The 13,936-nt window shown below is 32.5% G+C and carries 14 protein-coding genes and 1 tRNA gene; 11 read left to right on the top strand and 4 right to left on the bottom strand.

All coding sequences use genetic code 11. The features are described from left to right. On the bottom strand, positions 1-155 hold a 155-nt coding region (locus tag BHF71_RS11665; RefSeq protein WP_084024111.1), incomplete at its 3' end, for a transposase. A gap of 333 nt (positions 156-488) precedes the next feature. Here BHF71_RS11665 and BHF71_RS09455 point away from each other — a divergent pair. Continuing rightward, positions 489-1,526, top strand: a complete 1,038-nt coding sequence (locus BHF71_RS09455) for a glyceraldehyde-3-phosphate dehydrogenase (RefSeq protein ID WP_069657408.1) — start codon at positions 489-491, stop codon at positions 1,524-1,526. A 125-nt stretch (positions 1,527-1,651) separates the two neighbouring features. Here the strand turns inward: BHF71_RS09455 and BHF71_RS09450 are convergent, their stop codons facing one another. Beyond that, positions 1,652-1,885 (bottom strand): alpha/beta-type small acid-soluble spore protein, encoded by a 234-nt coding sequence (locus tag BHF71_RS09450; protein ID WP_069657407.1) that lies wholly within the window; start codon positions 1,883-1,885, stop codon positions 1,652-1,654. A 357-nt stretch (positions 1,886-2,242) separates the two neighbouring features. Between BHF71_RS09450 and speD the strand changes: the two genes are divergently transcribed. After that, a complete protein-coding gene (speD, locus tag BHF71_RS09445; RefSeq protein ID WP_069657406.1) occupies positions 2,243-2,632 on the top strand; it encodes an adenosylmethionine decarboxylase in 390 nt (129 codons plus the stop codon). A gap of 134 nt (positions 2,633-2,766) precedes the next feature. On the opposite strand, the gene BHF71_RS09440 is transcribed toward speD, so the two are convergent. Next, complete coding sequence (locus tag BHF71_RS09440; protein WP_069657405.1) at positions 2,767-4,386, bottom strand: Na/Pi cotransporter family protein; 1,620 nt, start codon at positions 4,384-4,386, stop codon at positions 2,767-2,769. 236 nt (positions 4,387-4,622) lie between these two features. Between BHF71_RS09440 and nrdR the strand changes: the two genes are divergently transcribed. Then, positions 4,623-5,078, top strand: a complete 456-nt coding sequence (gene nrdR, locus BHF71_RS09435) for a transcriptional regulator NrdR (RefSeq protein WP_069657404.1) — start codon at positions 4,623-4,625, stop codon at positions 5,076-5,078. An 18-nt stretch (positions 5,079-5,096) separates the two neighbouring features. Beyond that, a complete protein-coding gene (locus tag BHF71_RS09430) occupies positions 5,097-6,677 on the top strand; it encodes an ABC transporter substrate-binding protein (protein ID WP_069657403.1) in 1,581 nt (526 codons plus the stop codon). Positions 6,678-6,769: 92 nt separating this feature from the next. Here the strand turns inward: BHF71_RS09430 and BHF71_RS12535 are convergent, their stop codons facing one another. Continuing rightward, positions 6,770-7,063 (bottom strand): IscA/HesB family protein, encoded by a 294-nt coding sequence (locus BHF71_RS12535; RefSeq protein ID WP_332925366.1) that lies wholly within the window; start codon positions 7,061-7,063, stop codon positions 6,770-6,772. 202 nt (positions 7,064-7,265) lie between these two features. On the opposite strand from BHF71_RS12535, the gene BHF71_RS09425 reads away from it, so the two are divergent. The 7 genes from BHF71_RS09425 to BHF71_RS09395 all read left to right on the top strand — a co-directional run bounded on the left by BHF71_RS09425 (position 7,266) and on the right by BHF71_RS09395 (position 13,852). Then, a complete protein-coding gene (locus BHF71_RS09425; protein WP_069657402.1) occupies positions 7,266-8,693 on the top strand; it encodes a replication initiation and membrane attachment family protein in 1,428 nt (475 codons plus the stop codon). Positions 8,694-8,721: 28 nt separating this feature from the next. Continuing rightward, positions 8,722-9,645 carry a primosomal protein DnaI gene (dnaI, locus tag BHF71_RS09420; protein WP_069657401.1) on the top strand — a complete coding sequence of 308 codons (924 nt, stop codon included), beginning with the start codon at positions 8,722-8,724 and terminating at the stop codon, positions 9,643-9,645. Between the two features lie 79 nt (positions 9,646-9,724). Then, positions 9,725-9,800, top strand: a tRNA-Ala gene (locus tag BHF71_RS09415). A 238-nt stretch (positions 9,801-10,038) separates the two neighbouring features. Next, the gene (locus tag BHF71_RS09410; RefSeq protein ID WP_069657400.1) at positions 10,039-11,700 is read left to right on the top strand and encodes a glutamine--tRNA ligase/YqeY domain fusion protein; all 1,662 of its coding nucleotides are present in this window, start codon (positions 10,039-10,041) and stop codon (positions 11,698-11,700) included. 200 nt (positions 11,701-11,900) lie between these two features. Beyond that, on the top strand, positions 11,901-12,575 hold the full coding sequence (locus BHF71_RS09405; protein ID WP_069657399.1) for a uracil-DNA glycosylase: 675 nt from the start codon (positions 11,901-11,903) through the stop codon (positions 12,573-12,575). 121 nt (positions 12,576-12,696) lie between these two features. Continuing rightward, entirely contained in the window at positions 12,697-13,413 is a 717-nt protein-coding gene (locus BHF71_RS09400) for a hypothetical protein (protein ID WP_141705382.1), read from the top strand. Positions 13,414-13,624: 211 nt separating this feature from the next. Beyond that, complete coding sequence (locus BHF71_RS09395; RefSeq protein ID WP_069657397.1) at positions 13,625-13,852, top strand: hypothetical protein; 228 nt, start codon at positions 13,625-13,627, stop codon at positions 13,850-13,852. Positions 13,853-13,936: the final 84 nt, after the last annotated feature.

The raw sequence follows: 13,936 nt of genomic DNA, 5'->3' as shown, positions 1-13,936 counted from the left end.
TTATCTAAAGAATAGGTATCTTTAACCAAATCGTATATAAAGCTAAAGTCAATTGCTTGATCTATTTTCCTAACCAAATGATCCTCTGGTACCAGATCCTCTATTGATACTAATTCAACTTGAGTTCTCACATCTTCCTTACGCTTTGTTAACATATTTCTCCCCTCACAAGATATTTATTACAATATCTATTATACAAAAAAAGCTTGTAGATTTGTCTAAATAAAGACTTTGTCTACAAGCTGAAAGAGTCACTTGGGTGACTCTTTTCTTTTGGAAAACTACCGTTAACCTTCCTAAAGCCATACTTATACAAAATACAATTCTTGATCAAAGGAAGTATTTTTGTTCTTTAAGTAGAAAAAATAAAAGAACAACATAAAATATAATCAAGACACATTTAATAGTGATTTTTTAAAAAATATGTTATACTTAAAACGTAAAATTTTTATTAGTATGTTACATAAGGGTAGGGGAGGAAATTTATAATGCCGATAAAAATAGCGATTAACGGATTTGGACGAATAGGACGGATGGTATATAGACGTACATTACAAGACCCTGATCTAGATGTTGTTGCTGTAAATGCTAGTTACACTCCGAAACAATTAGCACATATGTTAAAATATGACTCAGTTCATGGTAAACTTGATGCAGATATAAAGGTGAGGGAAGATAGAATAATTGTAGATGGGAAAGAAACAAAAATCATTTCAGAGAGAGATCCAGAAAAATTACCATGGAAACTGTTAGATATAGAAGTTGTTATTGAAGCTACAGGTAAATTTAGGGATAGAGAAGGTGCTAGTAAACATCTTAAAGCCGGGGCGAAGAAGGTAATTATTACTGCTCCTGCTAAAAATGAAGATGTGACAATAGTTATGGGAGTAAATGAGGAAATCTATGATCACAAACAACACCATATTATCTCCAATGCCTCTTGTACAACTAATTGTCTTGCTCCTATCGTTAAAGTTCTTCATGATAATTTTTATATAGAACAGGGCATGATGACGACTGTCCATTCCTATACCAATGACCAAAGAGTTTTGGATAATATGCATAAAGATTTAAGAAGAGCTAGAAGTGCTGGACAATCAATTATTCCAACAACTACAGGAGCCGCAAAGGCAGTTTCTCTTGTTTTACCAGAGTTAAGCGGAAAATTAAATGGGATAGCATTAAGAGTCCCTACACCAGACGTTTCAATAGTTGATTTAGTAGTAAATGTAAGAGAAAAAGTTACCGTTGAAAAAGTAAATGAAGTTCTAAAAAAAGCAAGTCAAGAAGAGATGAGAGGTATATTAGATTATACAGAAGAGCCCTTAGTTTCTGTTGATTTTCTCGGTAATGATAATTCTTCGATTATTGATGGTTTATCGACAATGGTAGTTGGTGAAAACCAAATAAAGGTGATGGCTTGGTACGATAATGAGTGGGGATATTCTTGCAGGGTTGTTGATTTAGCAAAATACGTTTCTAATATCAAAGTACAGAAGCGAGATAATAAAATTTTAACAGCATGAAATATGTAATAGAGTAAATTTTAAAAAGGAAGAATATTTGATAACAGCACTGAGAAATCCCAGTGCTGTTTTTGTATCTATGGTATATTTCCAAATACCAAAGATCTACACTTTGCTTTATTTAATTATGCTTGAGGGAATTGTTGCCCTGCAAGTTGTTGTTCAGCCATTTGAACTAAACGACGGGTAATGTAACCTCCGATAGCACCATTATCACGGGAAGAAATATTACCCATGTAACCATCCTGAGGAATTTGAATTCCTAATTCATTAGCAATCTCATACTTTAATTGTTCTAAAGCCTGAGATGCTTGAGGAACAACTAACCAGTTGCTACTACGCTCTTGTCCTGCTGCCATTGTTGTCACCTCCTTATCTATTGGTAGTAGTAGTGTATGTGAAATTCCTAAATTCCATACAGGAAAGTCATTCCTATAAAAAAGAGGCCTAATTAATAAGCAAATAAAAACCAATAAAGTAGTGAAATATAGAGATATTAAGTGACGATAAAAATTTCTAAGATACGTTAAAAAAATCTTGAAAATTGATCTTAAAACAAGTATACTGAAAATCGTGAACTTTAGTTAAATAACTAAGGAACCAGTATCTACTTAAAGGGTTAGGACCTCTTGGACTAACTTGCCCCCGTGGTAGATAACGCAGGTCCCGCATGCTTGGAAGGGCATGAATTTTATAATAACAAGGGGGATGTACGCATGGATACAATGGGACGTCATGTAATTGCTGAATTATGGGGTTGTAATGTTGATAAGTTAAACAACCTAAAATTTATTGAAAAAATGATGGTTGATGCTGCTTTAGAATCCGGTGCAGAGGTACGTGAAGTCGCTTTTCATAAATTTGCACCAATGGGAGTTAGTGGAGTGGTAATTATTTCCGAATCCCACTTAACAATTCATAGTTTTCCTGAGCATGGATACGCAAGTGTTGATGTATATACTTGCGGTGATCGCATTGACCCAAATGTTGCTGCTGAATATATAACTAAACAGCTGGAAGCGACTAAACGTGAATCTATATTAGTTCCACGTGGTATGGGTCCGGTAGAAGTTAAACCTTATAAGGTTGAAACTTTTCAAAAATAGTCTAAAAAGAAGGAGTTAATCCCTTCTTTTTATTTATGTCTAAATAATTCTCTAATTATTATTAAAAGAAAAATTTTTTTTGATAATTTTTGTAACAAAAAGAGGAGCAATGTTATTGCTCCTCTTTTTGTTATTTATTGTTGATCAAGTACAGCTTGAGCTATGTTAAAAGAATGGTCCCCTATACGTTCTAAATTACTAATTATATCTAAAAATACTACACCTGAACTTCCAAAGCAAGTACCTTCATTTAAGCGTTTAAGATGGCCTTTACGATAATCTTTTTCCATTTGATCAATAATTCTTTCGTTTTTAACAACTTCTTTAGCTAACTCGATATCATTATTTTCTAATGATGATAAAGCTTTTTGGAATGTTTCTAATGTTAAGTTAATCATGTCATTTAATTCTTTTTTAGCTTCTTCGGAATAAGGTAATTTATGTTCGTGTGAATATTGGGCCAACTCAACAATATTTTCAGCATGGTCTCCAATTCGTTCGATATCATTTACAATTTGAAGATACAATGTTGATTGATTGGATTCATTGCTTGATAATGAATTTTGACTTATTTTGACTAGGTATTCAGTGATCTTATGATCTAAGTCGTTAATAACTTCTTCTTTTTGTAAAGATTGTTGACTCTTTTTTTCTTCACCTGTAAAGAAGTAGGTAATACTATCAGTCAAAGCTTCTTTAGCCAAGACACCCATTCTTAGAAGTTCTTTTGCAGCTTGTCCTAATGCAACAGAAGGGTTACTTAAAAAACGACTGTCTAAGTATTTAGGACCATACTCTATTGTTTCTTCTTCACCAGGAATTAATTTTGTAACTATATAAGCTAATAATCCAATGAATGGAAGTTGGATTATCGTATTTGATACATTAAATAAACCGTGAGCCCATGCGATTTGCATTTTAATATTTAACCCATCGGCTATAAACTTTACTATACTAGGAAATATCCCCAATGATAGTAGTGGTAAAAAGATCAAAGTACCAATTATGTTAAACATTACGTGTGTCAATGCAGCACGCTTAGCCATAACAGAAGTACCGATGGCAGCTAGAGCAGCCGTAACTGTTGTACCAATGTTATCACCAAAAAGGATTGGAAGTGCTTGATCAAATGTTACACCACCACTTTCAGCAAGACCTTGTAGAACACCGATTGTGGCACTACTACTTTGAACGATCATTGTAAATACAGTACCAACTAAAACACCTAATAGTGGTTGATCTGCTAAAGTCTCCATTAAATTAAGAAAAACTTCTGACCCACGTAGCGGTTTCATACCGGCACTCATGTATTTTAGACCTAGAAAAAGCAAACCAAATCCAAAAATTACTTGACCCCAATAGTTGATGCTCTTTTTTTTGCTGAAGAAAATCAATATTGCTCCTACAGCAACAATTGGTAAGGCGTATTTAGAAATTTTGAATCCAATAATGAAACTAGTTATGGTTGTACCTATGTTTGCTCCCATGATAATACCAATGGCCTGTTTTAAGGATAATAATCCTGCATTAACTAGACCAACTGTTAGAACGGTTGTACCACTACTACTTTGAATAATTGCCGTTACTAAAGTACCTGCTAAAACGCCCATTAATGGATTTGATGTCATTTTTTCTAAGATTGTCCTTAGGCGATCTCCAGCTGTTTTTTGTAGTCCTTCGGACATATACTTAATACCGAATAAGAAAATTCCAAGACCACCTAAAAACGTGAAAAGCATTTCTTTAACGTCCATGATATCCCCCTAAAAAAATGTACTGTGATATTTTAAATAAAAATTACGAAATCATTATACTTTAATGCAACTATAAATGAAAGAAAAAAACATTATTTTTTTTAATGGAATAAAATTCAAATTTCATAAAACTTAACAATTTACGATTTTTTCTTGACGTTTCAGTTTATCTAAGGGAAACTTATATATGACTTGATAAATGTTTCTCCTGTTGAGTATATTAAGAGGTGAGAAAGATGAGATGTCCGTATTGCAACTATAATGGTACGAGAGTACTGGATTCTAGACCAATAAAAGATGGCAAATCAATCAGAAGAAGAAGAGAATGTGATTCATGTAATAGAAGATTTAATACTTACGAAGAAGTTGAGGAAACACCAATATTGGTGATAAAAAAAGATGGTAGTAGGGAAGAATTTAGTAAAGAAAAAATCCTTAGAGGAGTTATACGAGCGTGTGAGAAAAGACCAGTTCCATTGGATACTTTGGAAAGTATGGTTTCAGAAATAGAACGAGAATTACGGAATCAATTAAAATCTGAAGTGGATAGCCAAACTATAGGCGAAATGGTAATGGAACGGCTTTATCATATTGACGAAATATCATATGTAAGGTTTGCTTCAGTATATAGACAGTTTAAGGATATTAATGTATTTATAAAGGAAATTTCTGAGCTGTTTCGTAAATCCTAGCAGGAGGTTTTAGACATAATGAAAGTTAAGCTTAAGTTATTAATCGTATTAGTGGTTCTTGTCCTATTAGTAACGGCATGTAGTGGACAACAAGCTGATACTCCAGATAAAGAATTACCACCTAACAAGGTTGTTCAGGAACCATCGAAGGGTGGGAAGATAACAATTGGAATTGACTTAAATAACTTGATTATTGATCCATTAGGATATCAATCAACTAGACCATCGTTTTATAATATCCATTCAATACTTTATCGAGGACTGTTGAAATATGATCAAGATTTGGAGCTAATTCCCGATTTAGCTTCATCCTTCGCAATTGACGAAGAGAATAAACAAATCAAAATAGTTTTAAAAGATGATTTAAAATGGGCTGATGGTACACCATTAACTATTGAAGATGTGGAATTTACTTTTAATTGGTATAGTCAAAGGGATTATAACGGTAATTGGAAAACTTATACTTTTCACATCCTAGGTACAAAACTATTTCGTACCGGTGAAGCTGCGGATGTTTCCGGTATTATTATCGAGCCAAGCGAACGAAGTATAACTATTCAATATGATCAAATAGATAGCAAGGATTTACAGTTATTGACTGCGCCGATATTGCCAAAAAAACAATTACTAGGAAAGTCTATTGAACAGGTGATAGAAGAGGCAAGTACCGGTAAACTCATGGCTAGTGGACCTTATAAAGTAGAGATAAAAGAAAATGAATGGATTTTGACTAGAAATGATTACTATGAAGAAACTGTATATTTGGATCAAATAGAAATTACAAACTACAATAATGATCGAGAATTTAATTTTCTGCTTGCTTTACCACAAGATGTTGGTGAAAATCTAAGCTCTAAGAAGATTCATGTTTTGGAAGGAATAGGGTATCAATATCTAGGTATGAACTTAAACTCTCCAAAATGGAAAGATATCGAAATGAGAAAAGCATTAGCATTAGCTATCGATTATTCTAAGATAATTGACGATATATATCAAGGGTACGCGGATACACCTGCTTCTGTATTACATCCAAAATCATGGGCATTTAATTCGTCGATTGAGCTTAAAACTAATATTGAGGAAGCTAAGGCAATTTTAAACGGTAAAGAAATCAACGTTGAGCTAGCTTATGTAGATACACCAATGAATCAAATGATTGCTGAGAAGCTATCTGAGCAGTTGAATGTGGTAGGAATTACGATTTCCTTAAACCCGCTTGATTTGGAACGATTTATCCCAGAACTTTTTTCTAAAGGGAAATATGATCTTTTTCTGGCTAATTGGCCTTATGAATTAGATCCAAGCTATGAAAATGATAAATGGCTAACAAAAAATGACGTATTAAATGGTGGGTTCAATGTTAGCCATGTTAATGATACAATTTCGGATCAATTATTAATTGATGGTAGTAAATTGTGGCATTATCAAGAGAGAAAAGAAATATATAAGAAGTGGCAAGATTACTTTATGTCCCAATATTACCTTATTCCTCTAGCGAGTCCACAATCAATTATATTGGCAGATCCAACCTTGCACCTTGAAATAAAAAATAGTTTAACTCCGTATATATTTATTAATAAATGGTGGATAGAAAAATAATCCAGATAATGACAATATCTAAAAGAACATAAAAGGGGCTAATTTCAAAAAACTTTAATTTTTAGAAATTAGCCCCTTATATTTTGTGAATTTTAACCACAAGTTGAACCATGTGCAGCCCTAACTACGAAACCACTACCCCAACCAGAATCACGATAATCTATTTCAACTTCTCCAATCATAGCCAATTCATTGGAGTTAACAACAACTTTAAATGTTTCTTGGTCAAATGTTTTATCGTCTTCTTTTGGCTCATCCAGAGCCAATCCTAGTGATGGACCACCTCAGCCAAAACCAGCAACATATACACGTACTGCTTGGTCGCTTTCTTTTTCTTTAAGTAACTGCTCAAGCTGTTCCTTAGCACTTGGTGTGACGTTAACCATATGAATCTCCCTTCCATATGTCAAACAATAGTTTTAGATATTCTAAAATATCCATGGGTCCAATTATATAAGAATAAAAATTTCAAAGCAATAGTAAAGAGTGATTTTTAGAAATGAAGAAAATGGTTTTTATGAACCCTTTATAGGATATCTGGTAGGATGATATAATGATAAAGATCTAATTCATAGAAGGAGTATGTGTATGTCAATCATATTTAACGAAATAACGCCTCAAGATCCTTATATAGTTAGTTTTAATGAATCTATCGAATTGTCTCATATTTCATATATTATTGATTTATACCAACCGATAATCGGTTCCAAAGCTACTATATTTTATATTACATTAATAAATCATCTTTCAATAGGGCAGATAGGTATTTCGGAAAGTAGACTACATCGTCATTTGATGAGTCAAATGAATCTTTCATTCCCTGAAATCATTACGGCAAGAAAAATGTTAGAGGCGATTGGATTATTAAAAAGTGTAAGATATCAGCATAAAGAAACAGGGGAGTATATCTATGAGTATTCGTTATCTAGACCACTGAACCCTGTCGCTTTTTTTCAGAGTGATATTCTAAGTGTTTTACTATTAAATAGGATTGGCAAAACTCAATTTAAAATATTGAAGGAAAGAATGACTAAAAATTTAAGTTGGAATCGTGGGGAATATATTAAAGATGAAGATATTACAAAAGCCTTTGATGAAGTTTTTGATTCAATTTTAGCTTCAGAATTAACAGTTGCACCTGGTTCTGAGGAGGAAGCACTAATACAACAACCGGTTGATGAAGAATATGTTAATAAGTCAAATGCTAAAATCAATCTAAAACGTCGTTATCTTGATATAGAATTTATTAAAGGGATGTTGGGTAATATTTATCAAGTTGAAAAAAATTTTGATAGAGAAATGATTGAATTATTGCAAGAACTAGCTTTTTTATACCAACTTTCAGAAATTGAGATTATTAATCTATTAAGGGATCATACCATTTATGACGATACGGGTAAGATAGATAAACAGCTTTTAAGAAATAGAATGAGGGAAAAATTTCAATATCAAAAAAAGGAAGTTGTTATTGTAAACAAGGAAAATAAAACATTTGATAAAGAACCATCAAATATCAAAGATAAAGCCCAAAGGCATGTGTGGATATTAGAAAATTACTCACCGATTGAATTAATGCAACAATATCAAGGGGGAGGCAAAGTTCCAGATGCTGATTTGAGATTGATTGAAGGGTTATTATATGATTATCAGCTACCAACAGGTGTTGTTAATGTCTTGATCGAATATATCATGCTATCAAATGATTATAAATTACCAAAAAACCTCACAGAAAAGGTTGCCGGACACTGGAAAAGGCTGAAAATTACCACGGTAGAAGAGGCCTTGTCTGTAGCTAAAAAAGAACATCAGTTATATAAGAATTGGAAAGAAAATAACAAACAAACTTCTAAATCTAATATTAAACAATCAGTTAATAGAAAGGAAAAAGTACCGGATTATATTTTACTTCAAGAACAAAAGTATCACCAAAAATCAGATGAAAAGGATATTAATAAAATTGATCAAGAGAAAAAAGCAAAGATAGATCAGCTTCTTAAGGATTTGGGTGAAGTATAACCAAATTTTTTGAAAGGAGGTAGAGATAATGAATAGCATAAAAATGGTGATAGAAGAGTTAATGCCGGGGGTTTCTAATAAACAGAAAGAATGGATTAAAAAATTGATGGAACATCCAGACATAAAAAAATTGATCCATTACCATAACATATCAAATGATAATGTTTTAGCTTCCTTAAACTTGCTACATCAATATGTAGAAGAAAAGGAGAATTGCAGCAAATGTAATAATTTGCTTAGTTGTTCAAATATACTAAAGGGACATTTTACAAAAATATATTTTCAAAATGGACAATTTCAGTCTTCATTAATTAAATGTGAAAAATTGATACTAAAAGAAAAAGAAGAACATAGAAGCAAACTATTTAAAAGTCAATATATACCGCAAGAGATTTTGGATGCTTCTTTCAAAAATATTGATCCAACCCCTGGAAGAGAGGATGCACTGGCGGCACTCATGGAATTTTGTAAAAATTTCGATCCAAATGTAAAACAAAAGGGAATTTACCTCTACGGACCCCTAGGGGTAGGAAAAAGTCATATGATGGTAGCTACTGCAAAAAAGTTGGCTGAAAGAAATATTTCAACACTGATGATTTACGTACCAGATTTTTTTAGAGAAATAAAAAACTCTATCCAGGATAATACCTTAAATAAAAAGATTGAGATACTAAAGAATGTTCAGGTTTTAATATTAGATGATATTGGAGCAGAAACACTAAGTACCTGGGAAAGGGATGAAATCTTAGGTGCGATACTTCAAGCTCGAATGATTAAAGGTCTTCCAACATTATATACATCTAATTTAAATTATGATGATTTGGAGGAACATTTAGCTTACTCTAATAAAGGTGGACAAGAGTTGCTTAAATCTAAAAGATTGATGGAAAGAATACGTCATTATACGTCAGCTTACTTTGTAGACGGTCCAAATAGACGAATTTTGTCATAAACTAACTAATTCTCTTCACTATTTTTCCTTCTTGAAAGAATTATTTAAACATGCTATAATACATTTTGTCGTTGAAAATGGGGCTATAGCTCAGCTGGGAGAGCGCCTGCCTTGCAAGCAGGAGGTCAGCGGTTCGATCCCGCTTAGCTCCACCATATATAGGATATTTACCCTTGCTTAAACAAGGGTTTTTTATTTACTGTAAGCAAATCTATGTAATTTTATGATCACTTCCTATGGGGTGATCTTTTTTAATAAAGAGTGATCTTTTTTTAATATCACATATATGTCTGTGGTAATAAGGTGATTTTTATGATATATTAATGTAATTAAATTATCAATGCATATTTGAAGAAAAAAGTCAAAGGATTCAGTTCAAGAAAGGTGGTTAAAATGGAAAACGGAAATACTTCTTCAAATTTTATTAAAAATATAATGATAGATGATCTTAATTCAGGGAAACATGACCAGATTATTACACGTTTTCCTCCGGAGCCAAATGGGTATTTACATATCGGACATGCCAAGTCAATTTGCTTAAATTTTGAATTGGCTGATGAATTTAATGGTAAAACAAATTTAAGATTTGATGATACCAACCCATTAAAAGAAGATAAGGAATACGTTAAAGCTATTAAAGAAGATGTGAAATGGTTGGGCTTTGAATGGGACGGTTTATATTTTGCTTCAGATTATTTTGAAGAGATGTATAATAGGGCAATTTTATTAATCAAAAAGGGAAAAGCATATGTTTGTGACCTATCAGCTGAGGAAATAAGAGAGTATCGTGGAACATTAACAGAACCAGGTAAAGAAAGTCCTTATAGAAATAGATCTGTAGAGGAGAATTTAGAGCTATTTGAAAGGATGCGTAAAGGGGAATTTAAGGATGGGGAAAAAGTCTTAAGAGCGAAAATTGATATGGCTTCTCCGAATTTAAATATGAGAGACCCTGTCATTTATCGAATATCCCATGCTACACACCATAACACTGGTAATAAATGGTGCATTTATCCTATGTATGATTTCGCTCATCCAATTGAAGATGCCATCGAAGGGGTTACTCATTCAATTTGTACCATCGAATTTGAAGACCATCGTCCGTTATATGATTGGGTTGTAAGAGAATGTGAAATGGAAAATCAACCACAACAAATCGAGTTTGGAGAACTTGGCATAACCAACACTATTTTGAGTAAGAGAAAGTTAAAACAGTTAGTGGATGAGAAATACGTTGATGGTTGGGATGACCCAAGAATGCCTACAATCTCTGGTTTGAGAAGAAGGGGATATACACCAGAGTCGATCCGTAATTTCGTTAGAGAAACAGGGGTTTCAAAAACCAACAGTGTAGTAGATGTCAGGATGCTTGAACATTTCGTTCGAGAAGATTTAAAATTAAAAGCCCCTCGAACAATGGCGGTATTAAGACCTTTGAAAGTTGTAATTACCAACTATCCAGAAGACCAAGTGGAAATGTTAGAAGCGGAGATTAATCCGGAGAATCCTGAAATGGGCACCAGAAACATTCCATTTTCTAGAGAAATATATATTGAACAAGAGGATTTTATGGAGAATCCACCCAAAAAATATCACCGATTATTTGTTGGGAATGAAGTTAGACTTAAACACGCCTATTTCATTAAATGTAATGAAGTAATTAAGGATAAAGAAGGTAATGTGGTTGAGTTGCGTTGTACTTACGATCCAGAGACTAAAAGCGGTACAGGGTTTACTGGAAGGAAAGTTAAAGGTACTATCCATTGGGTCGATGCTAAACATGCGTTACCTGCCGAGTTTAGATTATATGATTCTTTAATATTGGATGATGAACAAGAAGAAGGTAAATCGTTCCTTGAAAGAGTTAATCCAAATTCATTGGAGATATTGCAAGGTTTTATTGAGCCAAATATGAAAGATGTTAAACCGCAAGACAAGTTTCAATTTTTCAGACATGGCTATTTTAATGTAGACCCTAAATATACTACAAAAGACAAAATTGTTTTTAATCGAATTGTCTCCTTAAAAAGTTCCTTCAAATTAAATGATAAATAGCTCGTTATAAGTCACAGGTGTTTCATCTGTGGCTATTTTTTCATTCAGGAAAGAATCGTTTTTTATTTTTGCTGATAAGTCAAAAGCTGAATTTGATATAATTATGATATTATTTAATAGTTTTGAAGAAATAAATTAATTTATTTAGAACATTTACTAAACAAATGAAAAAAGTAGTGAAATAGGATGTGTTGGATAAGATGGCAATTTTAAAAAACGATTGGGCAAACATACTTGAGGAAGAGTTTGAAAAACCATACTACCTAAAACTGAGAGAATTTTTAATTGAGGAATATCGTAATAGAGTTATCTATCCCGACATGTATGATATTTTTAATGCCCTGCATTATACTTCCTATGCAGATACAAAGGTAGTTATTCTTGGACAAGATCCTTATCATGGTCCTGGTCAAGCTCATGGTTTAAGTTTTTCTGTTAAACCTGGGATAAAACCTCCTCCATCTTTACAAAATATCTTTAAAGAATTGCAGGCAGATATGGGATGTTATATTCCTAATAATGGTTATCTAGTGAAATGGTCTGAGCAAGGAGTACTGTTATTAAACACTGTTTTGACTGTTAGAGAAGGAATGCCTAATTCCCATAAAGGAATTGGATGGGAGATATTTACCAATCGAGTAATTTCCAAATTAAATGAACGCGAAGAACCGGTGGTATTTGTGCTTTGGGGTAAGAATGCTCAAGAAAAACTGGGGTTAATCAGTTCACCACAACACTATATTATTAAATCCCCACACCCTAGTCCTTTTTCAGCCAATAAAGGTTTCTTTGGAAGTAGACCATTTTCTAAGATAAATCAATTTTTGATTAGAATTGGTAGTAAGGAAATTGATTGGCAGATACTTAATATATAAAAGGATAGAAATTTTGACCTCCTAATAAATAGGCTTTTTACTTATTACAAAAGACTAGATTTTTACATATAAATGTACAGAAGTCTAAAATAATAAATTAAACATTAGGAGGTGATCGGTGTTGGCACCTAAAAGAAAAAGACAAAATCGTCCGTCTAAAAAAAACAAGAATATTTACGCTAAAACTTCCAAAGTATCGCATAATAATTCAGAGGTGTTAGATAGTCTAGAGTTTTCAGTAGATGAGTTGCACAATGATACAGATGAATTGGGATTACCGGGTTTCCCTGAAAAGCAATTTGAAGAGTCGGATCACTTTCCAGGTATAATGCCAAATAAAAATAATTCATATGAAGAAGTACTTATTTTTCCTGCCACACCTAAAATGCTAAATAGCGATCAAGTAGATAGTGTAGAACAAAATCATTTTTTAATGCCAGACTCACCAATTTATTCGATTTTTCCTTTTTCAGAAGAGATATATTTTAGTTTACCAAGTGATGGAGTAAAAATACTTTACACAGATGATGAGATGATAGAGAACGGAGAGCTTACTATTAGTAATACAGGAGATTGTGAATTTGATATTTGGAAATCTAAAATAGTAATAACAGATGAATTAACAGAAGAACTTAAAAAGAAAAACATATCATTAAAGGATTATATAGAAAAAACAACAGAAAAAGGCAAAAGATTGTTCATAAAGCTCGGAACCGTTAAATCTCAAAATACGAAGGGGCCATTTAATATAAGAGGTGTAAATACGCTCGTAGTTATTGGTAATGGCAAAGGAAATGAATGTACAGGCAGGTATAAATTAGACATTAAAAATAGTTAGTTTTATAAAAAATAGATACACGTTTAAAAATCATCCGAAAGGATGATTTTTTTGCTTATAAATTGCTAAAAATAATACTTACAGTCAAGTAGAAAATTGTATATAATATAAATAAGAGAAAATTAAGATAATTATGAAAATTACAATATTTAGTGTCTGAAGTTGGTATAAATGAATGTAATATCGGTAAAAAATATAGGAGGTGGGAGGTATGCCGAAATTCATCTTGGATGAGCTCAACAATAGGATTGATAGGCTACGAAGTTACGAGAATCAAATAGGAACTACTGAGGAAGAGAAAAATTGCATCCAGATTAGAAGAGCAGAACTTGAAAGTATTAGAAATTTTATCAATGAAAGTATCAATCATAAAGAGGAGAAGAGAAGAAATACTCATGAGTTCTGGAAGGATTTTTGGAAATTAGTTGATGAATTTTAAAATTTAATTTACTTCGGATATGAAAAAAGTGCTGTTTCACGTATGAAATAGCACTTTTTTATGGTTTAATATGAATGGAATAGT

The sequence above is a fragment of the Vulcanibacillus modesticaldus genome (genome assembly GCF_001730235.1).
GTDB classification, from domain to species: Bacteria; Bacillota; Bacilli; order Tepidibacillales; family Tepidibacillaceae; genus Vulcanibacillus; species Vulcanibacillus modesticaldus.
This window is presented reverse-complemented; position numbering and strand designations above follow the sequence as displayed.